The 25,092-nt window shown below is 39.2% G+C and carries 16 protein-coding genes; 8 read left to right on the top strand and 8 right to left on the bottom strand.

Going from position 1 to position 25,092, the window contains the following annotated elements:
* Positions 1-9: 9 nt before the first annotated feature.
* The 8 genes from BLS33_RS04970 to BLS33_RS04935 form a co-directional block, all read right to left on the bottom strand.
* Complete coding sequence (locus BLS33_RS04970) at positions 10-1,623, bottom strand: sodium:solute symporter (protein ID WP_089886018.1); 1,614 nt, start codon at positions 1,621-1,623, stop codon at positions 10-12.
* Position 1,624: 1 nt separating this feature from the next.
* Positions 1,625-2,587 (bottom strand): aldo/keto reductase, encoded by a 963-nt coding sequence (locus BLS33_RS04965; RefSeq protein WP_089886014.1) that lies wholly within the window; start codon positions 2,585-2,587, stop codon positions 1,625-1,627.
* A gap of 76 nt (positions 2,588-2,663) precedes the next feature.
* A complete protein-coding gene (locus BLS33_RS04960) occupies positions 2,664-5,114 on the bottom strand; it encodes a glycoside hydrolase family 95 protein (protein WP_089886010.1) in 2,451 nt (816 codons plus the stop codon).
* A gap of 107 nt (positions 5,115-5,221) precedes the next feature.
* Positions 5,222-5,983 carry a M1 aminopeptidase family protein gene (locus tag BLS33_RS04955; RefSeq protein WP_143017568.1) on the bottom strand — a complete coding sequence of 254 codons (762 nt, stop codon included), beginning with the start codon at positions 5,981-5,983 and terminating at the stop codon, positions 5,222-5,224.
* Between the two features lie 83 nt (positions 5,984-6,066).
* The gene (locus BLS33_RS04950; protein ID WP_089886004.1) at positions 6,067-7,659 is read right to left on the bottom strand and encodes a sulfatase-like hydrolase/transferase; all 1,593 of its coding nucleotides are present in this window, start codon (positions 7,657-7,659) and stop codon (positions 6,067-6,069) included.
* Between the two features lie 177 nt (positions 7,660-7,836).
* Positions 7,837-9,288, bottom strand: a complete 1,452-nt coding sequence (locus BLS33_RS04945; protein WP_089886001.1) for a SusD/RagB family nutrient-binding outer membrane lipoprotein — start codon at positions 9,286-9,288, stop codon at positions 7,837-7,839.
* A gap of 40 nt (positions 9,289-9,328) precedes the next feature.
* Complete coding sequence (locus tag BLS33_RS04940) at positions 9,329-12,568, bottom strand: SusC/RagA family TonB-linked outer membrane protein (protein WP_089885998.1); 3,240 nt, start codon at positions 12,566-12,568, stop codon at positions 9,329-9,331.
* Between the two features lie 431 nt (positions 12,569-12,999).
* The gene (locus BLS33_RS04935) at positions 13,000-14,586 is read right to left on the bottom strand and encodes an L-serine ammonia-lyase, iron-sulfur-dependent, subunit alpha (RefSeq protein ID WP_089885995.1); all 1,587 of its coding nucleotides are present in this window, start codon (positions 14,584-14,586) and stop codon (positions 13,000-13,002) included.
* Positions 14,587-14,811: 225 nt separating this feature from the next.
* On the opposite strand from BLS33_RS04935, the gene BLS33_RS04930 reads away from it, so the two are divergent.
* The 8 genes from BLS33_RS04930 to BLS33_RS04890 all read left to right on the top strand — a co-directional run bounded on the left by BLS33_RS04930 (position 14,812) and on the right by BLS33_RS04890 (position 25,044).
* The gene (locus tag BLS33_RS04930; RefSeq protein WP_089885992.1) at positions 14,812-15,693 is read left to right on the top strand and encodes an AraC family transcriptional regulator; all 882 of its coding nucleotides are present in this window, start codon (positions 14,812-14,814) and stop codon (positions 15,691-15,693) included.
* A gap of 41 nt (positions 15,694-15,734) precedes the next feature.
* Positions 15,735-16,613 carry an AraC family transcriptional regulator gene (locus BLS33_RS04925; RefSeq protein ID WP_089885989.1) on the top strand — a complete coding sequence of 293 codons (879 nt, stop codon included), beginning with the start codon at positions 15,735-15,737 and terminating at the stop codon, positions 16,611-16,613.
* A 235-nt stretch (positions 16,614-16,848) separates the two neighbouring features.
* Positions 16,849-19,086 carry a S9 family peptidase gene (locus BLS33_RS04920; protein ID WP_089885986.1) on the top strand — a complete coding sequence of 746 codons (2,238 nt, stop codon included), beginning with the start codon at positions 16,849-16,851 and terminating at the stop codon, positions 19,084-19,086.
* Between the two features lie 85 nt (positions 19,087-19,171).
* Complete coding sequence (locus BLS33_RS04915) at positions 19,172-20,569, top strand: aminopeptidase P family protein (RefSeq protein WP_089885982.1); 1,398 nt, start codon at positions 19,172-19,174, stop codon at positions 20,567-20,569.
* A gap of 685 nt (positions 20,570-21,254) precedes the next feature.
* Positions 21,255-21,674: an Hsp20/alpha crystallin family protein gene (locus tag BLS33_RS04905; RefSeq protein ID WP_089885974.1), complete on the top strand. Its 420-nt coding sequence runs from the start codon at positions 21,255-21,257 to the stop codon at positions 21,672-21,674.
* A gap of 181 nt (positions 21,675-21,855) precedes the next feature.
* Positions 21,856-23,004: a COG1470 family protein gene (locus tag BLS33_RS04900; RefSeq protein WP_089885970.1), complete on the top strand. Its 1,149-nt coding sequence runs from the start codon at positions 21,856-21,858 to the stop codon at positions 23,002-23,004.
* On the top strand, positions 23,004-23,993 hold the full coding sequence (locus BLS33_RS04895) for an ABC transporter ATP-binding protein (protein WP_218129529.1): 990 nt from the start codon (positions 23,004-23,006) through the stop codon (positions 23,991-23,993). The genes BLS33_RS04900 and BLS33_RS04895 overlap by 1 nt, the downstream gene beginning before the upstream one ends.
* Entirely contained in the window at positions 23,986-25,044 is a 1,059-nt protein-coding gene (locus BLS33_RS04890; RefSeq protein ID WP_218129528.1) for an ABC transporter permease, read from the top strand. The genes BLS33_RS04895 and BLS33_RS04890 overlap by 8 nt, the downstream gene beginning before the upstream one ends.
* The last annotated feature ends 48 nt before the right edge of the window (positions 25,045-25,092 follow it).

The following is a 25,092-nucleotide window of genomic DNA, read 5'->3' as shown; positions in this document are numbered from 1 at the left end:
GTACTAGGTTTATTGAAATATGATGTATAAAATTATGATGGATGTTAATAGCAATGCAGCGTGAAAACGGACGTCTTTGAATCCCTGAAATTTTTTGTCGGTAATAAATTGTAAAGGATTGTCCCAAGTATATGTTAGCTGCTCTTTGTCCGGTTTCGGGGTCAGATAACTTGTTATGAAGTATACTACGGTACAAATGCAGAACAACCACCAGGCTTGCATCATAAATGGTATGCCCCATTCCGCAGTGATAATACTTGGTTTTTTGGAAAGCGGGGGGATGAAATCGGCCGCAAAAGAGGTGATACCCAATATAAATCCGAATATCAGTGTGATTAATGAAGCTTCTTTTGTTCCGCGCTTACTGAATACCCCAAAAAGGAATACAGTAGCTATTGGGGGTGCCAATGCAGCTGCTATCTTATTGATTGCTTCAAAGATACTGTTGAACCTCCCTCCCTGGGTCGACCAGGCCATAGCCAGTATCATTACGATTACAGCTACCCATTTGCCGATCGTTACTTGTTTTTGATCAGATAAAGAAGGCTTCATTCTTTTTGCAATATCAACGGCGACCAAAGTAGAGCAGCTATTAAGTGCCGCTGCAATGGTGCTCATAAGGGCAGATAGCAGAGCGGCGGCAAATATACCCCTTATCCCGACAGGTAGAAGTTCATTAATTAGGACTGGTAAGGTTTCATTACTCGTGGTTATTTTATCCTTGAACAAGACATACCCGATAACACCGGGTAGAACCATAATAAAAACGGGTAGTATTTTCAGAAATCCGGCAAATATGGGACCTTTTTGGGCATCTTCTTCGCTCTTTGCCGCTAATACACGCTGTACAATTGTTTGATCAGAACACCAGTACCATAAACCTAGAATAGGATAACCTAAAAATATGGCATACCAAGAAAGACCTGAATTTCCGGCATTATCACCACTTCGAAGCATGCTTAGCTGGTCAGGTTTTATGTGGTCTTTAAAATCACTTAAAGAATGTATTCCAATTTCGGGAAGGGCGTTAATGGCAAAAATTGTCAATATTACGGCCCCGACAATTAAAACAAGTGCTTGCACCGTTTCGGTAATAACCACGGCTTTTAATCCCCCTACAATAGTATAGGTGGCGGTTATGATTGAAATTATTAGAATGGAGATACTGACGTCGATTCCGAAAAAAGACTTAAAAACGACGGCGCCCGCATATAAACTCATGCCGATGTGCACGAACAAAGCACCTAAAATGGCCATAAATGCCAAAAATGAACGCGATCCGGGGCTATATCTTTTTTCTAAAAACTCAGGAAGCGTAGAAATTTTACTTCTAAAATAAAAAGGGGCAAAAATAAGCCCCAATAGAATCAAGACAATGGACGCCATCCATTCAAAATTCCCCCAAACGAGACCGTCTTCGAAACCTGAAGCGGCTAAGCCGACCAAATGGATTGTAGAGATATTACTGGCAAAAAGAGCAGCACCTATGATAACCCAATTCAGGCTTCGGCCAGCCAAAAAATAGTTGACCGAGTTCATTTTGGTCTTTCTGGTCGATAATATGCCCAGAGCCAAAATGGCGGCCAAATAAAAAATTATTATAATTAAATCTATATTCTGCATGTTAGTCGTTGTATGCACCAAAATCGAAATCCTTGTTTCGCAATGGTTCAAGCAATGTACATAGATTTTTAATCATGGCATTGTCCGTTGGTTCTTCGCTCCAATCCACATTTTGATTTAGATGGTACTGTTGGTTACAACTGAACAATGTTGTCGGAATTTCAGGATTGCTTAACGCGTATTGAATAGCTAGTTTTTCAATGTGAACATTATTTTCTTTGCAGAAATTAAGGGTTTTGTCCATGATGCACAAGTCTTTTTTTGAAGTCGGGTACCAATCGGGTGGTCCTTGGTTCGTTAATAGACCGCTGGCAAAAGGAGAAGCGCTGACCAAACCCATTCCTTTTTTCTTGATTTTTGGTATTAATTCCAACAACTGATTGTTGATTAACGTATAATGATTGTGCACTAGCACTACATCCAAATCATAATTGGGAATAACTTTGTTGAGTACTTCGATGGAGTAGCAAGAACCTCCGATAAATCTAATCTTTCCTGCTTTTTTCATATCCCGTAAAGCTTCCAGCCCCTCATTTAGTGCCATATCAAGGTGCTTTCCTTTATCATATTCAATGTCATGTAAAAAAACAATATCTAAATAGTCGGTCTGAAGGCGTTCTAAGCTCGACTCCACAGAGTCGATTATGGCTTGATAACTAAAATTCAATTCGGGAGGTAATGAAGAAATTTTTCCGGCTTTGGTCGAAAGTATAAATTCAGAACGCTTGATATCTTTGAGCGCGTTTCCTAAAACTATTTCTGAGGTAATAGGACCGTAAGTGGAATTCATTCGACCATAAGCAGGGGAAGTATCAAAATAATTGATGCCGCGGTCAAAAGCTAAATGTACGGTTTTTAAAGCCTCATCTTTTTCTGTGTTGTTAAACATGCCCCCAATGGCGGAGGCTCCAAAACCTAATTCGCTTATGGTTATAGCTGTATTTCCTAAAGTGTTGTATCTCATTTCAGGCTTAATTTTCAATTATTTTGTCCTTGATAGATTTTGTAGTGCTTCGTGTATTTACTGTGGGAACTAGAATTTATATTCCTTCGATAATATAGGTTTTGTCTTTTTCTGTGTTGAATTCTACTACTTGGCCGGTACGTTTTTTAGTTTTAATTGGTTTGCCATCTGAAAAGACTTTTATCTTGTTTGTTGTCTTTAGGCTACAAGGCGTGCCAGCTTTTGACAATATCGCCACGGAAGTCAGGTTTTTGTCCTTCCAACTAAAATCAAGTTCAAATCCGCCACGAGCACATACTCCGGTAAATTGACCATCGGACCATTCGGAAGGTAAAGCAGGTAGAAGGTCTAAATACCCTTCATGTGATTGTATCAACATCTCCGTAATTCCAGCAGACATACCTAACGAACCATCTACTTGAAACTGTTTGGCACATATTGCAAATAAAGATGGGTAAGATTGTTCTTTTAGATACCCTTTAAAAATTGAATTGGCCCTATCGCCATCTCTTAAACGAGCCCATAAACATGTTTTCCAAGCTCTAGACCAGCCAGAGGCACCGTCTCCTCTTAGTTCCAAGGTCTTCTTTACCGGTTCAATGAGTTCAGGAGTTCTTGTTACTGATATCACATTTCCTGGGTACAGACCATATAAATGGGAAGCATGGCGATGGTTTTTTTCCATTTGACCATAGTCTTCTGTCCATTCTTGAAGTGTTCCATCTTTACCGATTTGCGAAGGGACCAATCTTTTTCTTGCCATTGCAACTTGTTTTCTCAAATCTGGATCGATATCAAGAATTTCAGAAGCTGAGTCAAAATAAGAAAACAGGTCTTTTAAAATCTGCATGTCAATGGTAGACCCGGCGACAATTGTCGTAAAGTAGTACATGCCGGTTATTTCATCATAAAAATACTTGTAACCTTTCCCTTCAGGTGGATTTTCAGGGGAGTTTGAAGGATTCGTCACTAACCAGTCCTTACCCGGGTATTCGACAAGAAAATCCATAAAAAATTCTACTGAACCTTTCATGATAGGATAAACCTCTTTTAAGTATTCTTTGTCTTGCGTGAAAAGATAGTGTTCCCATAAATGAGTGGTCAACCAAGCGCCTCCAACAGTAAATGTTCCCCATGTTGGACCATCCATTGGAGCAGCTACGCGCCAAAGGTCAGTGTTCTGGTGAAACACCCACCCTTTGGCTCCATAATGTTCTCGGGCAATCTCAGTTCCTTGATCGGTCAATTCTTTCACCATCGTTGTCAATGGCTCTGAAAGCTCGGGAAGATTGGCGCTTTCTACCGCCCAATAATTCATTTCGGTATTTATATTGGTCGTGTATTTTGAATCCCAAGCGGGGTTCATATCGTTGTTCCAAATACCTTGAAGGTTGGCGGGTTGGGTACCGGGCCTAGATGAAGAAATAAGTAGGTATCTCCCGAAATTATAGCACAATGTTGATAATTGAGGGTCGGGGCTTGACTGAATCTCTGCCATTCTCTCATCTGTTGGTAAAAAGGAATTTTCGGTAGTTGGTAGTGTTAAGGTAACCCTATCAAAATATTTTTTATAATCTACCAACGCCTTTTTCTTAATGTCTGCGAAAGAATTCTCTTGTAATTTTTTGAGCATGTTTTCTACTCGGCCGTTTTCGTCGGCCGTTACATCTTTGTAGTTGACGAAATTTGTTGCAGCTACGAAATAAAGAGTTGCCGAATCAGCATTTTTTATACTCAACATGGTGTCGTCGATACTCATCGTGCCCCCTTCGGGTATAGCCTTTATTCTCGCCTCGTATTTTAGTTTACCGGTTACGCCCATATAGTCTGCTGATTTTCCGGTTATTTTTAGTTGGTCTTCCCCTAGTCCGTCCATACGAAAATAATCCGTTGCATAATTGGAATGTGCGCTGTTGCGTACCCCTCGTAATTCAGCGTCAAAGGTGATGCTACCGGGCTTATCGGCAGTAATGCGTATGGCTATTGTTTGATCAACTGCAGATGCAAAAATTTCCTTGGTATAGTTTACTCCCTTGTACTTATATTCAACCGTTACAATACCTGTCTTTAAGTCTAAAGATCTACGGTATTGATCAACGCTATCTTGACCAAAAAACAGATGTAGATTGGCTAGGGATTGGTATTTCTGCTGTTCGACAGGATAACCCATTAAAGCCCGCCCAAAAAGTTTATGCGCTTTGATGGGTTCGCCATTAAAAATATATTGCTGAATCTCTGGAAGTTTTTTGTATCCTCCCTTTACAACAGTTGAGTAAGGGCCACCCGTCCAATAGGTCTCTTCGTTGAAATGAATTTTTTCTTCACCAGATTTACCGTATACCATTGCGCCGATACGGCCGTTACCCACGGGTAATGCTTCTTCCCAGATAGATGCAGGTTGATCGTACCATAGTACCGTTGCTGGGTCAAAAGTTGTTTGGGTTGCTTCTGGGGTATTTTTAACCTGTGTCAAAGCCATATTGGCAGATAAGACAAGGGTCAAAAGAAATATTTTTTTAATTTTCATGTTGTTTGCAATTTTTATATAATCTAGTTTAATAAATTCCTATTGATAAGGTTTTCCGGCAATTGCACCAATATTCCATTTCTTCGATTTTGACGATTTTTTGTTTTTTATAAGTCAATCCTTTTGAGAAAATCCCATTGGGCCAATAAGTTGGTCTCTGGGTCCAATAGAATATGGCTTGGTGGAATATCGGAAGGAATGGAAATCTTAACCTTTCTTTTGTTCAGTTGTATGATTTGCCTACGGGAGGGGATATCTTCGTTCGTTATAATATCCAATTCTAAAGGCATATTAAAGGTGTACTTTTCAGGTTGTAGCTGGTTTATTTCTATTATCTTGTTTTTGCCATTATAGCTGGTAGCATTGTCATAGGGGTGGTCTACGGTGGGCAGCCAATTTCGAGCTTTGTTAGGCCAATTATCGCTAAAAAAAGTGCGATCTTCATATTTGTTATCACCTATTTTTAACCCGGTATTGGGAATACCTTTGTATTCAATGATGATGCTTCGTTCTATGTTTTCAAGGGAGGGTGGCAAGTTAATTAAGAGCACATCGCCACCATGAGTAATTGGCATTGTTTTGCCCTGTGAAATTACCAGCTTTACCGTCATGCCCTTATTGGCCAAATTTTCACTCTTATTGGTCAGGTCTGGTCGCAAGGTTTCAATTCCGTTGGTTTTGAATTTAACAAGAATGGTGGCGGTGGCCTTTATAAAATCGGTTTCATCGGATAAGGTGATATCAAAGGTGTAGTGAACGACATCTATATTCGGTTTTTTTGGGTAATTATCTGCAAATGAAGAACATGGTGCGGCCAAAAAGCTAATCAACAGTAGAATCCTAATAATATTTCTTTTCCAATATTTCATTTTCTTCATTTTTTTATGCCAAGAAATAACTAGATTATATGGGTCTTATTCTGGCCAATATGAAAGATTATTAATAGGAACTTCTATCTAGCCTTTATAGCTGACGGGTTAGATTGGATGTACCTCTTCCTTTCCAGATTCTTTTCTTCCGAATAATTTGCTGTTTTATTTCTTAATTCACTTAGAATTTTGGAGCCGTCGTATTCACTTATCAAATTGTGCATTTCCCGTGGGTCGTTCTTTAAATTGAACAGTTGTTCAAATTCTGGTTTTTTGCTTTTAAAATCCACATCTTGCTCCTCCCAACTCCATTCATGGTGTCCATACATTCTTATATATTTCCAATCGCCCATTCTTATACCTTCGCTAAAAGGAGTGTCCCTGCCAGTAAATAGGCTTTCAAGAAAAAGTTCATTTCTCCATTCCTTTTCTTCGCCATTTATTAATGGTACAAGACTTTTTCCCTGCATGTTGGCAGGAGGTTCTATTCCGGCATAGTCGAGTATTGTAGAGGTAATATCAAGACTGGAAACCAAATTATCGACTGTAATTCCCTTCTTATTTTTGGGTAGCCTAGGGTCATATATAAAACAGGGTATCTTCTCTACCATATCGTACAGAAGTGCTTTTCCAGACATTCCATATTCTCCCATTAAAAGCCCATGATCGCTTGCAAAAATAATAATGGTGTTATCGCTCAAACCCTTTTTTTTCAAGGATTTCATCAAATCCCCGATTACCTTATCCATCCCCGATATTTGCTGATAATATCGTATATAATGTTCCTTACAGGATTCTCTGCTATAATCGTAAATATAGGTGCCCGTGGCCCTTCCTTTACTTTGGTCCAACATTCTTTTGGGAATGTTTACATAGGGATCTGTACCTGTTTCAGCGGGAATAGTTATTTTCTTATCCCTATACATGGTGTCATAAAAAGGTATACCCTTTAATTTTGGGTACTCATTTGCCGGAATCCTACCTTTTGCGGCTAATTCATTATCCGGGTACATGGAAACTATTTGGCTACCGTGTGGAACCGAAAAACTGACCGATAGGCTGAAGGGTTGGTCCGTAGGAATTTTGTCGAGGAATTCCCCAATTTTCTCACCCATAATAGGCGTGATAATATCTTCTTTAGAATCGACATAATCCCTACAGTTCTCAAGTTCTTTTGGCCAAAATTCCGCCCATCCGTCATGAGCGCTCCAATAGTCAAATTTTTCGGAAGCTTTACCCTTAAACGTGTAATATTCAACCCCGAACTTACCAACAAACCCAGAATAGTATCCATTTGACCTAAGGAGTTGGGGATATGTTTGCATCCATTGGTCTTCCGTCAATTGGAACTTAGTGGAAAAGCCAACACCATGCACCCGTTCATACATTCCGGTGAAGAAAGAAACTCTACTGGGACAGCAAACTGGGGCGGCAATATAGGTGTTTTTAAATCTGACCCCCTCTTTTATCAATTTATCCGCATTAGGTGTTTTTAACACGGGGTGACCCATGGCGCCAAAAGTATTATCCCTTTGATCATCACTTAAGAGAAAGATAATGTTGGGTTTCCTCTTAATATGATTTTTTTGTTCATTCCTTTTAAAGGAAACGCTATTGATCCACAATACAACCAGTCCAATAGATAATATTAAAGGTATAAATTTATTAAACTTCATTAGTAAGGATTTGTTATCTGAAAATTTTTAAGCACCGTAATATGATTATCTGCTAATTGAAAAAGAGTAGCAGAGAAAAAAATCTGCTGCTACTCTTAGTAACTAACTCAACTCACTTTAACAAACAATTCTCTTTTCTAATATATCAAACTGTGACTACATATATTCTTAAGTATACTAGTTAACATCCCACCAAACACCTGCACCAAATTTTTCCTCTATGATTCCTGGTTGTGCACTTATGGCCGCATTAAATCCTTCCGGATTCGATATAGCCTCAGCATAAGGGTAAGGTTTTCTGAGTATTGTGCCATTTCCTGGGTACAGAGATTCCACGGGTTCCGTGGTAGCAACATAGACAGGAAAACCAGTGCGGCGAACTTCAGCCCACCCTTGGTTGCCGTCAGGGTATAGGGCGCACCATTTTTGTTCGCCTATTAATTCACGCTGATCAATTCCTCCATTGAAATCAACAAGCGCTTCGGAGAGATAAGTTCCAACTTCTAAACCATACTCTTCAAAACTTGCAGTGATGGCGGCTTCGTAGGCATCTTGTGCCGTAATTCCGACATTCCAACCATTTAAGGCAGCTTCAGCAAGAATAAATAGTACTTCGGAATACCTCATAATTCTCGTGGGAGAATCGGTGGAACGAAATTCGGCCACGCCCATAATAGATAAATCGGGGGTATTCTGACCTAGGGTGCCTAGTGGTAGGCCTACATATTCGCCACTAGTGTCGGCAGGTTCGGCATATACTGCGAGCCTAGCTAAATCATTTCTTGTTTTTAAGAAATCTACCATATATGCCGAGGTTACGTTCTCTTGTTTAGCGGCTTGCGTAGGATCCATATAATAGGGGCTACGATAGGTAGCATCCTCTGGAAGCCAATACTTGAAGGCTGCACTTTCGTTTGAATCGATTATGGGATAAGTACTGGGGTCGGCCATAATCTCTTCAATACCGGTTTGGGCAGTTGTAGGGTCTATGAGGGACATTCGCATATAAACACGCAATAATAGGGAGTTGGCGAATTTTTTCCACATCGTCATGTCGCCATCGAATATAACATCTGCCGTACCCATACTTTCAGAAGTGTCAATCATCGTATTGGCTGCCTTTAACTGCGCAATAATATCTGTGTAAATACTTTGCTGCGAATCATATTTAGGGTATATGTTGGGGTTTTCGGAGTCGTCGGCCATAAGTGCTTCCGAGTAGGGAATGTCTCCATACCAGTCGGTCATATTTTGAAAGGCATAGGCTTTCATTATTTGGGCTACGGCTATTGCATTATTGTCCTCGGCTTCCGCAGCAAGTTCAATGGCCGCCTGTAAATTCTTTAGGTGTCCACTGTACACATTGAAATTTGTTCCACTGCCCGTTTGCTCATATCGGTCGTTTTGTACGTATACGTCACGTACATTGTACCTTGCCCAACTTACCTCAAAGTTAAGGACCGGGTTATAGGCCTTTACTATGCTGATTTCCGCATCGGTTATCAATGTTTTATAAGGCACGGAAGTCAGGTCGTTCGGACTGGTGTTCATTTCTTCAAAATCATCCGTACAGCCGTATGTCAAAGAACTCAGAATAATTGCAGATAGTAATTTTATATGTATGTTCATCTCACGTTTAATTTAAGATTTCAATGAATAGATTTGTTTTTTAGAAAGTAATTTTAGCCCGAAGTCCTATGTTTCTTGCCGATGGATTGGACGCAAATTCCGATCCCTGAGACGATAAACTAGCATCTTTGTTCGCTACTTCTGGGTCAAAATTTTCGTTCTTGCTGTATAACAAGGCGATGTTCCTAGCGAAAAGGGAAAGGTCTATTGCACTAAGCCCAATTTTAGAGGTGAGGGTTTTTGGAAGTGAATAAGAAATGGTGATCTGGCGTAGTTTCACATAGGAAGCATCATATAACCATCGTTCCGCTCTGGCAAAAGAATTCCATCTAAAACCATCCAAGTCTTGGTAAATGTTATTCGGAGTGCCGTCTTCGAATACCCCGTCAAAAAGATATCCTCCCCCATCTGCCAATGGGTCTCTAACGTCTACACCATTCGGGTTTAGCCCAACAGTACTGGTTAGAGCTCCTGTAGCCCAACCATCTTGATTGGTCCTTGAATATATATCACCGCCTATTTTGGCATCTATTAATACACTTAGATTTATATTCTTATAACTGAATGAATTGTTAAGTCCTCCTATCCAGTCGGGCATAAGGTTCCCCAGTTTTTTTATATCACTGGTCAGTGGTACACCACTGGCATCCACAATTGGTTTCCCGTTTTCATGATAAACATAGCCTTTTCCCCACATATCGCCATAAGAACCGCCGACGTCAGCTACAACATTTATTTGGTTTCCTTCTGTTTTAAAAAGTTCCAGTCTTTGTATGTCTCCATTAAGGGCAATGATTTTACTGGTGTTTTTACCGTAATTCGCGGTAACGTCCCAAGAAAAATTGTTGGTCTGAATCGGAGTTCCGGTCAAGATGATTTCAACTCCCTCATTGTCGACTTGGCCGGCATTGATCACTTGGGTATTAAACCCTGAAGTAGGGGAGACAGGTGCACTTAATATTTGATTTTTTGCAACCGAGTTATAGAGGGTTACATCTATTCCAAGTCTATTGTTAAAAAACTTAAGGTCTAGACCAAGTTCTTTGGAGGTAACCAGTTCATTTACCAAATCGGCGGGGGGCATAGCCGTACTTAGACTAAACGATGGGTTGTTGCCGTAGGGTGTTGCTGCGGAATAGGTTGCATCAAGTCTATAGGGGTCGGTATCATTACCGACCTGGGCTATACTCAAGCGTAATTTTCCAAAACTGAGCAGGTTCCGATTTGCTTTAAAGGTTTCGGAAAAAATCCAACTCCCAGTCGCCGAAGGGTAGAAGTAAGAGTTGTTCTTCTTGGCTAATGTCGAAGACCAATCATTTCTTCCCGTTAAATCTAAATATACTTGTCTCTTGTAGCCCAAAGAAAGGGATGCGTACATGCTTTGAATTTCCTTTTCCCTCTGATAAAAGGTGGTTGTCGGTGTTTCCTTTGCATTGGACAAAGAGTATATATCGGGAACAACCAATCTATCAACAGATGAAGTTTGTAGTCGATATTGATTGTTCATAATATTTGCACCCACGTTGGCTGTTAGTGATAAATCGTCTGTGATGTTCTTAACTGCGGAAAGTAATATGTCTGCATTTATTTCTTGTCTAAAGTAGTTGCTTACTGCATATCTTCCTTCAGGGTCATTATTGCCATAATAGGCCCTGATAAGTTCAACTTGTTCATTGGAGTAATCGATACCCGCCCTTGATGTCAGGCTTAGCCAATCGTTAAATTGATATTTAAGGGAGGTAGATCCAATAAGTCTATTTTTAGACTGGGGATTCAGGTTTTTGTACTGTATCCAATATGGATTGTTATGCCATCTGTTGATCCAGCTTATTTGAGTACCATCGGGATTTTCTATATTGTTTTTCATATAGTCCCAATTTACCTGTCTTGCCGTCCAAATGGTTTGCATCCCTATGTTGTTAAAGGTGTAACCTGCGCCATTCAAATTTCCGTTGGAATTGATATAGGAACCTTTGGCTTCAAAGGAAAGCTTATCGGTTAAATTTGTATTGCCGGAAAAATTAATGGTATTCTTGACCTGATTGGTATTGGGTACCATACCTGTTTGGTCAGAGTTCGTTATAGAAAGTCGCATATTGCCCCAATCACCCCCATTGCTTAAAGCGACATTGGTAACTCGGGTGATTCCTGTTTCATAAAAGTTTTTTATGTTGTTTGGCTGGGATATCCAAGGAGTTGCAGTACGCTCCCCTGTTACAGGGTCAACTGGAGAATCAAATTGAGGTAGCGTTAAGATTTCTCCCGGAGTTTGAGGAAAACCAGCTTCTATTGCCCAATACAATTTACCGCCTGGGGCAATATCACCGGCTTGGACCGTGTAATCCAAACGCGGACCAAAACTTTCATCTACGCCATCATTGCTTCCTCCATTAAGGCCGTCTTTATACCAATATTGTTGTCCACCACCTTGCCCATATTCATTTTGATAATCGGGAAGTAAAAATGGATTACTAAGGGTTATGGAATTTTCCAAGGATACGGAAAAACCTTTTCCTTTCCCCGATTTTGTGGTAATCAAAACAACGCCGTTAGCCCCTCTTGAGCCGTAAAGTGCGGCGGCATTTCCTCCTTTTAGGATTGTCATTTCCGCAATATCGGAGGGATTAATATCTGCTGCACCGTTGCCCATATCCGTAAAATCATATCCTCCCCTTGTACTGGAGACAATGGAATTGTCGATAGGAATACCATCTACAACAAAAAGTGGTTGGTTATTGCCCGTAAGCGATTGGTTGCCACGAATGGTTATTCGGGAAGAGGCCCCTACATTACCATTGGAACTATTTATCAAAACCCCGGCCGATTTTCCTGCCAAGGCATTAATAACATTGGTTTCCGATGTGTTTTTTATGTCATCTCCAGACAGTTCTTGCACCGCGTATCCAAGAGCTTTTTTCTCTCTTGTGATACCAAGCGCAGTAACCACGACTTCATCTAGGGATTGTACGTCAGGTTGCATGGCTATATCAATAGTTGTTCTAGATCCGATAGCAATGGTTTGTTCCGAATAGCCGATATAACTGAAGGTCAAGTTGGCGTTTTCGATTGCTTGAATACTGTATTTACCGTCAAAATCGGTGATAGCTCCCTCATTCGAATTTTCGTTGAGTACCGTGACTCCCAGTAAAGGGATGCCTGTTTCATCGGTTACGGTTCCGGAAATCGTTTGATTTTGGGCGACCAGTGCTCCGGTAGTTAAAAGATAAATTCCAAAGAGGAAAATACGTTTGGTCAAAACTGTTTTTAAAATGGTTTTCATAGATTATTAATATAAGTTTAATAATACCATAAAATTAAGATAAACTTGAGGTAATAAATGTGACTATATTGTCCATTGAATGTACTATTTTAACAAAATATTAGAACAGTAGACGCTTGTTATTCGTACTTAAATTGATTTAAATAATTGATAGTAAGAAGGTTGTAATTTTTAAGGGAAGTAATGTGATTCTTTTTTGATCTGGCTATTATGTTAGTAATATGTGTTTAATATTGCATAATACTCATGCTATTAATTAGGAATGGCAAGCTTAGGTTCAAGATTGCCTTCTTGAATTTGGAAAGGGCTGGATTCTTTATTTTTTTCTAGTATGGGGAAAATGTCAGATGATTAAGGTTGTCTCAATGCCTTGTTACTTATTCGAGATTGGTTAGGGTCCTATGATGACGTCAATACCTTATTTTACTGAATTAACAATACTTGAATGGACCCAACTTTGTGTCAGCTTTGTTTTTGTTAAGTCTTGCTTCAATGGCTTTTGCCGTTTTGGTTATCGCCAGGCCACCGAGTCCTGTACATCTTAGCGTATGGGGTATGGCATCACCAACCTTTTTCATGGTTTCAATAACTTCATCCAAGGGGATTACTTGGTCATAATCTGATAATGCCATGTTTGCTGAGGATATGGCAGTGGAAGCCGCCATGACATTCCGGTTCAAACAAGGTGCTTCGACTCTGTCAGCAACGGTGTCGCATATAAGTCCCAAAGAACTTTGTAGTGCCATTGATGCGGCGGCTAATGATTGCTGGAGTGTTCCGTCTTTTAATACGACCACCCCTGAAGCTGCCATGCCCGAAGCTGAACCACATTCGCCCATACAGCCACCAACCTCTGCGGAAAAAGTGGCATGGGCAGTGATGAAAACACCAATTAAGCCTGCGGCCAGCATCGCTTGTACCATTTTTTCCCTTGTCAATCCGAGGGTTGTTGCGGTGCCAATTATAGTGCCCGGTAATGCGCCACAAGATCCGGCCGTTGGTGCTGCTACGATTACGCCCATAGAGCTTTTTACTTCCATCATAGCCGAAGTATACATGATGGAGTTGTTAAGAACGTCACCAGGAACTAGCTTCTTTTCTTTCATGTTCTTTTTGAATAAAAGGGATTGGCTTCCTAGTATTCTGTCCTTATAATGTGTACCGTTGAGTCCATGGGTAATAGAGGTTTGCATAATATCTACGATTTCTCCCATCTTATCTTTTACTTCCTGTGAGGAAATATTGCCCCTAGCTTTTTCATAAGCAATGGCCAATTGCCATAAATTCAAATCTTTACCTTCGTTATACTTCAGCATTTCTTCGACCGTAATAAAAGGTACACTTAGGCCTTTTCTTGATTTGATGGGAAGAACCGGGCAGATTCTTATAGCACTTTTTACGTCTTTGTTGTGTGCTAGTTTTTTGAGCAATTTTTGCTGGTCTTCTTCTTTCGAGTTTACAAGAATATAAGGTGATGACTCATTAGGGAGTATGGCTTCCCCTAGATTTAAATTTTTAATGGTTTCAAGAATATCATAAGTATGGTCTGCGTATACCAAGGTGGTGTAAAAGTCGCCAATCATGGAAACTTGGACTTGGTCAATTTCAATGATTTCAATCATTCCGCCACCGGTAGAAAGGCCGATGACTTGATGGTTCTTATTTTTGTTCTTTAGTGTGATTTTATAGGTATTGGGATGTGTGGCGCCAATGGGATGAATGTCAATGGTGGCTTTAATGCCGGCTTGTTGCATGTGAAATTCATAGTCTTTAAGGCGTTCATCATCCGCATTCCATCCTAATAGACCGCCAAAAAGCCCCATATCCGATCCTTGACCAGAATGTGTCGTGGCTAGCGAACCATTTGGGTCGAACTCAATATATACTTCACTTATATCGTCGTTCATTAAGTCTCTGCATATTCTCCCAATTCTTAATGCAGCAGCACAATGCGAACTTGAGGGACCTCTCATTACAGGGCCGATTACATCGTTGAAAATGCTGGGGTATGATTTCATGGAAACTATTTTAAGTTGATTGCTTGCGCATTCATTTTAGAAAATATTGAAAACGGTTAATAATATGGATTATTAAAGTTTCCTATTCTTATTTTATATTAATCATAAAAAAGAATGGAATAATAATCAAATTAAATTATTCTCGCTTATTTATGCTTATTGAATAATCTAAAGTTAGTGCTTTTTTTGTAAATTAGGGTTTTTAACTACATATTATAAAGTGTTATGACAAATCCTATTGCATTCAAGGTGCCCTTGTATAGAGATAGAACTTTGTATATGGAAGAACACGACGACACCCATTTCTATGATGCTGTTCATTTTCATGAGGAATACCAACTTACCCACATCGTTGAGGGACGAGGAACGCTGGTTGTCGGACAGAACTCTTATCCTTTTAAACCAGGTGATTCCTATTTGTTTGGAAGAAATTTGCCCCACGTATTTAAAAAAGAAGGCAAACGTAATTCGGGTGCCAAGAAAATAAGAGCGCATCATTTTAGTATTTTTTTTAGTGGTGATGCGCTGGTTGCCTTTTTAAATCAAATATCTGAATCTTCTCCTATTCATGAATTACTGCGTTGTGCGGATCTCGGTTTAAAATTGAATAAACGACAGTCAGCAAGATTGTTGTCTAAAATGAAGCGATTTCGACATTTAGACGATTTTGATAAACTTCTGGGTCTGCTTTATATACTTGAGGCCATTTCGGAGAGCACTGGGCACATCGCCCTTACGACCACGGAATTTCAGAACTTACGGTTTGATGAGTATGGTGCGCAAAAAATGACAGAGATTTTCAACTTTATCGAGTCAAATCATTCTAAGAAAATCTCCTTATCCAATATTGCGGGTCGCTTTAATATGAATCCATCCTCGTTTTGTCGATTTTTTAAATCAAGAACCCAAAAGACATTCTCCCAATTCATAATTGAGATAAGGGTAGCAAGGGCATGTGAATTAATAAGGGAAGGGGCCCACAACGCCACGGAAACTTGCTTTGAATCTGGATTTACGAATCTCTCCAATTTTCATCGACAATTTAAAAATGTCATAGGCATGACACCTACGCAGTATAAAGATAGTGTTTCGACATTTTTGGCATAGGAAAAATCATAAATAGTAATTGATATAAATCTTAGAACGTTATGAAAATGCTTGAATTTTGCGATTCTCCTCCTCAAAAAGATATTCTTTGTTTTGGGGAGTCAAATGATGGTAGAGCCTATGATTCGATTAGGCCTCAAAGCGAATTTCAGGTAACATTGATATTGGAAGGGAATGGTTCATTATTTGTTTTAGATAAAGTCATACCCTTTGGTCAAGGCGATTTGTTCTTTTTTGGGGGAAATCTCTCCAATCCCTTACTAGCTTCGAAAATTGACAAAGCAAATGAAGCATTCGGCCGTTCAAGAACGGTTTCTTTTTTCTTTGATGAAAGGCAAGTGAAAGATGCCTTAAAAAATCTTCCGGAGGCCTATCGAATAAATAAGATTATTGAATGTTCGGAATACGGAATTAAAGTTTCTAAAACAGACCACAAATATCTGGTTCAACAGATTCGACGAATTAATATGGCCCTAGGGTTAAAAAAGTTTTTACTGTTCTTGAAATTTATCGATGAAGTGTCTAAAAATGAAAATATTTCAGTGCTATCGACAAAAGCTGATCTCGGAGGTAAGATCGATAAGAATGAACCAAAGCTCCGCAGTATCTTTGATTTCATAAAAAGAAACCACAAAGAAACGATTACACTCGAACAAATTTCAGAGATAGCCCATATGTCACCAACCGGTTTCTGTAGATTTTTTAAAACCATGACTCAAAAGACATTTTCACAATACTTGACCGAGGTAAGAATAGAAAATGCTTGTGAATTAATGCGTAATATCGATTATTCAATTGCAGATTGTTGCTATAGTAGCGGTTATAATAATCTATCTAACTTTCACAGACATTTTAAAAAGAATACCGGAATGTCTCCATCCCAGTACCGAACCAACATCAAGAATAGGTTTATGCAATAATTTTAAAATAAGTACCTAAAGGTTAGATTTAAGTTTCCCGTTATTGGTATTTATAAAATGGTATCTGTAGTTATTGAAAAGGAAAAAGATAGTATTGCGATTGGCTAATATGTGTAGCATACAACCCATTTTAACTTATTAATATTGATGCGATTTTTAGTTTACATCCATAGGATGATTTCGCAGATGAATCAAAGTCTAATTTGAATATTTTAGTATTGAAAGGATTATAATTATGAAGAAAGGAATTTTGTTTAGCCTAATAGCCATTTTGTTTTTTGTTAATCTTGGAACCGCGCAAGAAAAAAGCACATTGACCTTAGTAGATATCTATAAAAACAATGCTTTTGGTCAGAAAGGTTTTGGTCCGATCAGATGGATGAAAGACAACAAAGGCTATTCGACCTTAGAGTCAAATGCCCAAGTGGGAGGAAAGGATATCGTTAGATACGATGCGAAATCGGGAAAAAGGACGATTATCGTTTCCGCGGCCGATCTTATACCGAACGAAGACACAAAACCGTTGGTCATTTATAATTATCAGTGGTCTGATGATAATAGCAAATTACTTATTTTTACCAATACTAAAAAGGTTTGGCGCTATCACACCCGTGGAGATTATTGGGTGCTTGACCTTGAGAAAAAAACACTGACCCAATTAGGTAAAACGTTGCCTTCTGCAACTTTAATGTTTGCAAAATTTTCACCTGATGCTTCTAAAGTAGGCTATGTAAGTGAACTCAATATTTACGTTGAAGATTTAGATTCAAAAACTACTAATCAAATTACATCAGATGGGGGCGATACTATTATAAACGGAACTTTTGATTGGGTTTATGAAGAAGAATTGAGTTGTCGCGATGGTTTCCGTTGGAGTCCTGATGGGGAGCATATCGCTTACTGGCAGTCCGATACCAAGGGGGTCGGTACATTTTACATGATTAATAATATAGATTCTATTTATTCGAAACCATTACCTATGCCTTACCCTAAGGTAGGCACCCAACTTTCTGCTGTAAAAGTGGGGGTTATATCGTCTAAAGGTGGAGAAACACGGTGGTTCGATATTCCCGGAGACCCCAGAAATAATTATTTGGCCCGTATGGACTTTGTTCCAAATTCCAACGAGGTTATGATCCAACAGCTGAATCGGGAACAAAATACGAACAAGGTTTTTATTGGGGATATTGAATCCATGGGCCTGAACAACATTTTAATTGAAAAAGACGAGGCGTTTTTAGATGTTCATGATGATATTCGCTGGTTGGATAATGAAAAGTATTTCACATGGTCTAGCGAACGTAGTGGCTGGCTCCATTTATACCGAGTTTCACGGGATGGTAAAGAAATACAACCGATCACCAAAGGCAATTTTGATGCAATAAGCATCAATTGTATCGATGTAAAAGGCGGCTATGTATATTACATTGCATCCCCTGATAATTTTACCCAACGCTATTTGTACAGAAGCCGTATTGATGGAAAAGGAGAAGCGGAGCGTGTTACCCCCGTCTCCAATTCCGGTCAAAACGCGTATCAGATTTCAGAAAATGCCAAATGGGGAATTCAAGTTTTTCAAAACACTATCACTCCACCAGTTTATTCCCTCGTTAGCCTCCCTAATCATAAACAGATTAGAGTTTTGGAGGATAATAAAGAGTTGAAACAAAAGTTCGATGCGTTACAACTACAGCCAAAAGAATTTGTCAAGGTAGATATTGGTGAAGACGTTCTCGATGCTTATATGATTAAACCAGTTGATTTTGATGCCTCTAAAAAGTATCCGCTTTTATTCTATGTTTATGGAGAACCTGCAGGATCAACTGTTCAAGACAATTGGAGTGGGGGAGATTTGTTCCATCAATATATGGCACAGCAAGGCTATATTGTAATGAGCGTAGATAATCGGGGTACTAAAACGCCAAGAGGTAAAAAATGGAGAAATGCGATTTATGGCCAAATCGGAATTTTAGCATCTAAAGATCAGAGTAAGGCCGCAAAGAAAATACTAAGTACCTATGATTTTATAGATTCTTCCCGAGTCGGAATTTGGGGATGGAGCGGTGGCGGTCAAATGACCTTGAATTGCATGTTCAAGTATCCGGAAATTTATAAGTCGGGCTTGGCCGTTTCCTTTGTGTCTGATCAGCGATTGTACGACGCAACTTATCAAGAACGATATATGGGGCTGTTGAAGAATAACCCTAAGGGATACCATGATGGTTCTCCTATTAACTTCGCTCAAAATTTACAGGGCAACCTGATGGTTATGCATGGTACGGCAGACGATAATGTGCATTACCAAAGTTTTGAAATGCTGGTCGATCGATTGATAGAAAACAACAAAATTTTTAATATGATGTCTTATCCCATGCGTTCGCATTCGATACATGAAAGGGAGAATACTTCGTATCATCTTAGGGAGACTATGGAGAATTTCTGGAAAAAGAATTTACCCGCCGGAGGCAGATAGTTTTTTCGATTTGTTATAATAGTTCAATTTCCAATCTTATTTTTGATCCGTAACTCAATTTATTCCCATTTTAATTTTATCCATAATGTTTTCAAAAGAAGAGTACATAACAAGAAGAAAAAAACTGAGGGAATCTTTAGGTGGCGGATTGATTCTTTTCTTGGGAAATGATGAGGTCGGAATAAACTTTAAAGACAATATATACCCATTTAGACAAGACAGTTCGTTTGTCTATTTTTTTGGGCTTCAGTCTCCTGGTTTGAATGCCATCATTGATATCGACGGAAATGAAGAAATCATTTTTGGTGATGACCCATCGATTGATGACATTGTATTTTCAGGTCCTAGTACATCCTTAAAGAAAAGAGCGGCTGAAGTGGGCATAACCACTGTAATGGCCTCAACTGTGTTGGGGGATTATATAGATAAGTCAAAGAATAATACACAAATACATTACCTCCCGCCTTACAGATCTGAACATATATTGAAACTTTCTTTGTTGCTGGGCACTTCGGTCTCGGAGATTCCGAAGAAAGCTTCCACCGAACTTATAAAAGGGGTGGTCAAGCTTCGTTCTATAAAATCCATAGCAGAGGTTATAGAGATAGAAAAAGCGGTAAATACCACGGTCGAAATGCAATACAAGGCTATGGAACTGGCAAAACCCGGCATGACGGAAGCCGATTTATTTGGGGTGGTAAAGCAAATTGCCCTTGCGAATGGCGACAACACTTCGTTTCCTACCATTATGACCGTAAATGGGCAAATTCTCCACAACCACTATCGCAAAAACATACTTAAAGCTGGTGCTATGGTCTTATGTGACTGTGGTGCTGAAGGGTATTCTAGCTATGCGGGCGATTTGACAAGGACTTTTCCCGTGGCTGAAAAGTTTACTGATAAACAAAAGAAAATCTATGATATCGTGTATGCGGCCTATCGGGCTGCGGTCGACAAATTGAAACCCGGATGCCTGTTTTTAAATGTGCATATTACCGCCTGCCAAAAAATCGTTGAAGGTTTGATTGATTTAGGAATAATGAAAGGTAATGCTGAAGAAGCTGTGGTAGCCGGTGCGCACACCCTATTTTTTCAATGTGGTTTGGGACATATGTTAGGCCTCGACGTACATGATATGGAGAATTTGGGGGAACAATACGTTGGGTACACCGACGACTTAAAACAGCGAACTGATTTTGGGTTTAAATCTCTTCGATTAGGGCGTGAGCTCGAAGAGGGTATGGTATTGACGGTTGAGCCTGGCATTTATTTTATTCCTGAACTCATAGCTTTAAGAAAGACCGAAAATAGGTTTAAGGAGTTTGTGGACTATGATAAATTGGAAGACTTTATAGATTTGGGAGGCATCCGTATAGAGGATGACTTTCTAATAACCGAGAAGGGCAGCCGATTATTGGGTAATAAACTGCCAACTACCTCTGACGAAATAGAACAATTCAGAATTACGAAGCAAAGAATTTAAAGAAACACAGGTAGTAAATAGAGCCGTAATGGACTCATTTCTGCTGAAAACCTTGGAGCTTCATATTTGAAAATTGCCCCTAAGGTTTTTCTTTTCCACAGTATAATTTTACCATTTTCAGTTTTTAGGAGTTGGATACTTCTTTTCAACCACAAGACCAAACTCTGGGAGCGTAACTGGGCGCAGTGTCTTAAGAGTTTTGATTGATGTAGTACTAAATTCAATCTAAGAGGGAGTTTTGGCGATAAAAAGAAAGCCGAAACAAATATTTTTGCATTTTTTAACTTTTAGTATTTTCCTGAATTTTTATTTTTATCTCAAATTTTACAAACATACTATGCAATTTATTGAATTAGAAAACGGATTGTTGCCCGCGTTTTCTGTTTGGTCGATTGAGAAAAAAGCTGGTAAAATCTTACCAAATAGCATAAAAGGCGGGCCCATTTCGGAATTACTATCCGTTCCGATATTATTCTTATTATTTTTTACTGTGTTACTTTTCGGGATTAAATTTTTTGAGTTCAAGTTCTACAGATGAATTTAAAAAGTTGTTTATCCAGTAACCCCTCTTTTCTAGATAACCTTTTTTGGTACTAGATATTTTTTAGTGTCGCGAATCATTCTTCGCTCTTTTTCTTTAGACGAATACTTGCCATTCATAAAGTATAATTTAAAAAAAACAGCCATGGAAGCATTGATCAATATTAAAAGAAAGAATAATAGGCATAGCGTAAATAGCTTTCCTCTATTGCGATTTAAGAAATTTCAGATGAACGTGGACGATTCAGGAGTTCATATTCGTCTTTCTGCCAATTTTTTAAAGGCTGACAACCACCGTGTTCGAGTGCAAGACGGCATGTTACACCTTAAGATCAAGCACCCTAAAAGTGCCCATAGTTTTTACGGGAATTCATTTGCAGCGGAAACGGCTGAAAGGGATACCGATTTAGAAATTCGACTTCCTGACAAACGACATCAAAAAATAAATTCGGTTCGGTTCAAGAACGGCATTTTGCAAGTTCATCTTGTTGACAAGAACAATGTCAACAACCCGGAAAAATCCGTTCAACCTGCGTTTAGATCAAATCGATTGATTGCATCATGAAAAAGTACATCAAACAATTATTCGCAGCGTTTCTATTAATTGGTTATACAGCTGAAATTCAAAAAAAACCTCCCGATTACGCTTTATCAAGCGTGCGATTTGATAATATATTTTATCCTAAAAAATATTGAGATTAACCTTATAAACCAACTTACTTTTTTTATTCTCTAAAAGATTTTCTATGATAACTGGTAAACATGATTTAAGAAATTTCCTGTCTTTATTGACCTTTTTACTATTATTTGGAACTGTTGCCAAGGCAGGCAATGGTATAACGTTATACACACCATATACCGATATTTCAGCCCCTCCCGGTGAATCGATAGATTATGCCATAGATGTGAAAAACTATGGCGCCCAGTTGAAGAATGTCGACATCACTTTATCGGGGATGCCCGAAGACTGGAATTATACTTTAAAAGCTGGGGGCTACAGCATTCATCGGATAGCTGTTCTTCCTGGAGAGAAGAAAACACTTTCCTTAACCATTAATGTACCCCTGAATGTTGATAAAGGAAAATACAGGTTAAAAGTTATTGGTAGAAATTACGATGTACTTCCCCTTGTTATCGATGTCTCTGAACAAGGCACTTTTAAAACGGAGTTTACCTCCGATCAAATCAATATGGAAGGCCATTCAAAATCAAATTTCAATTTCTCTACAAAGCTAAAGAATCATACGGGGGAAAAACAAGTATACTCATTGCTGGCCAAGGCGCCCCGTGGTTGGAATGTCGCATTCAAACCCAATGGTAGACAGGCTACCGCTGTCGAGATAGAACCTGGCAAAACAACAAATATTACGATCGAGGTAAAACCTCCATCTCAGGTAGCAGCGGGTGCTTATAAAATACCTGTAAGGGCAACGAACAAGTATAGTTCGGCCGAATTGGAACTCGAAGTAGTAATAACAGCATCTTATGATTTAGAATTAACTACTCCGACCGGACTATTAAGTTCAAGTATAACATCCGGTAGGGAAAAAAAGTTGGATTTGATGGTTATGAATACGGGTTCGGGTGAATTGAGCAATGTTACTTTTAATAGCTCAAAGCCCAAGGATTGGGAGATTTCAATAGAACCTGACACTATACCTTTAATAAAGGCCGGTGCGAGTACGCAGGTGCAGGCCACAATTAAGGCAGCCGACAAGGCGATACCCGGTGATTATATATCAAAAATTACCGCACGAACTCCTGAGATATCTTCCACGGCTTCTATAAGAGTTTTGGTAAAGACCCCTTTATTATGGGGGTGGTTGGGCATCGTTGTGATTTTAGGCACATTGGGAGCAATCTATTACCTATTTCAAAAATACGGCAGAAAATAATGGTGGAAAAAAGTATAGAGATTGTTGGGCTTACCAAAAAGTATGGCGATCATGTGGCCGTAGATAATCTGTCACTGTCCATCGAAAAAGGTGAAATTTTTGGTTTATTGGGCCCCAATGGTGCAGGTAAGTCTACGACTATTTTGATGCTGCTCGGTCTTACCGATGTAGATTCAGGAAGTGTGAAAGTATGCGGCATAGATACCACAAGGTACCCATTGGAAGTAAAAAGAAGGGTCGGGTATTTACCCGAGGATGTCGGGTTTTACAACGACTATTCCGGTTTGCAAAATCTTATTTATATAGCTCGTTTGAACAATATTCCTATTGAAAGCGCTAAAAAAGCCGCCTTGGAAATTCTTTCGGAAGTTGGCTTATCGGATGTGAAAGATAAGAAGGTCATAAGTTATTCCCGCGGAATGCGTCAGCGACTGGGTTTGGCAGATGTACTGATAAAAAACCCAGATGTCATTATACTTGATGAGCCTACTTTGGGGCTCGACCCAGAAGGCGTTAAAAATTTTCTACAACTAATTGTCCGATTGAGTAGAAAAAAGGGAATTACAGTGCTATTCTCGTCTCATCATTTACATCAAATCCAACAGGTCTGTGACCGAGTGGGCCTTTTCGTAAAAGGCAAGCTCTTGGCCGAAGGAAAAATCAGTTCTCTGGCAGAACAATTGTTTTCTAAAAATACTTTTACCATTGAAGGAGCAATTACTTCAATGCCTAAAGATTTGGAAGAAGTGGTTATTCCTATAAATGAGGTCGTGAAAAAAATGAACCAGTTGGATGGTGTTGCCGAAGTGGGGTTAAGCGATAAACGTTTTGTGGCGGTTTCTGAAAAAGATGTTACTGCCGAATTATCAAGGCTAATAGTGAAATCGGGATATGGTCTCAATCATTTAAGCAAGAAGGAATATGGTTTAGACGACATCTATCATCAATATTTTCAAGAGGAAAAAAAACATGATCAAAAAAATGTATAAAACAGGAATATCAAAACTTACCGGAATGAAATTCCCCGAATGGTCCACTATGGTTCAGCCTTTTTCTGTTTTACGAAAAAGTAATACTAAAAATGACTTTCATTTAAGTCCATTTCAAGTAATGGTGCAAAAGGAAATCGCTGACCATATACGAAATTGGCGTTTCATTATTCTATTTGCGATTATTCTGTTGGCTTGTATGGGGACCCTGTTTTCAACTTTATCAGATAGCTTGAAGACACTTGGGGCGAATAATTCTGAAAGTGCGTTCTTTTTTTTAAACTTGTTCACCAAATCTGACGGTACTTTACCTTCGTTTTTTGTATTTGTAGGTTTCTTGGGGCCTCTTTTCGGAATTGGTTTAGGCTTTGATGCCATTAGTTCAGAACAAAACGGTGGTACGTTAAGCCGTGTTATGGCGCAACCTGTTCCTAGGGACTATATACTTAATGCTAAATTTCTGGCGGGAATCATCGTCATAAGTGTGATGCTCTTTTCCTTGAGTTTTTTGGTTATGGGTGCAGGGTTGATAGCCCTTGGCATACCTCCTACGGCAGAAGAATTTTTGCGAATTATTGTATATACGTTATTAAGTATTGTCTATATTTCTTTTTGGTTGAACTTATCAATTTTGTTTTCGGTCCGCTTTAAGCAATCGGCAACCTCGGCATTGACGGGTATAGCGGTATGGCTATTTTTTACCATTTTTTATCCTTTAATTGTAAACCTTATCCTTAAGGGCTTCGAGCCCTCCCAATATGCCTCTCCAAACGCTATATACGTATATAAAAAGCTGAAATTCTATTTGGTTCAAATTATGCCAAATGAGCTGTTCGATGAAATTACTTCCGCTATTTTAGTTCCTTCCGTACGTAGTTTAGGGCCGTTGACCATGGAGCAAATACAAGGCGCGATTCCTGGCAGTTTGCCTCTGGGGCAGAGTATTTTATTAGTATGGCCACAGGTTACGGGTTTATTGGCATTGACCTTGCTGTGCTTTTTGTTTTCGTATCTCATATTTATGAAACGTGAAATACGTTCGAGAGGGTAGAGGAATAAAAAATACCCGCTCCTTATGAATTTAAGGAGCGGGTATGTA

The sequence above is a fragment of the Kriegella aquimaris genome (assembly GCF_900103215.1).
Lineage (GTDB): Bacteria > Bacteroidota > Bacteroidia > Flavobacteriales > Flavobacteriaceae > Kriegella > Kriegella aquimaris.
The sequence above is the reverse complement of the archived record's forward strand: the minus strand, read 5'-3'. Positions and strand labels throughout refer to the sequence as shown.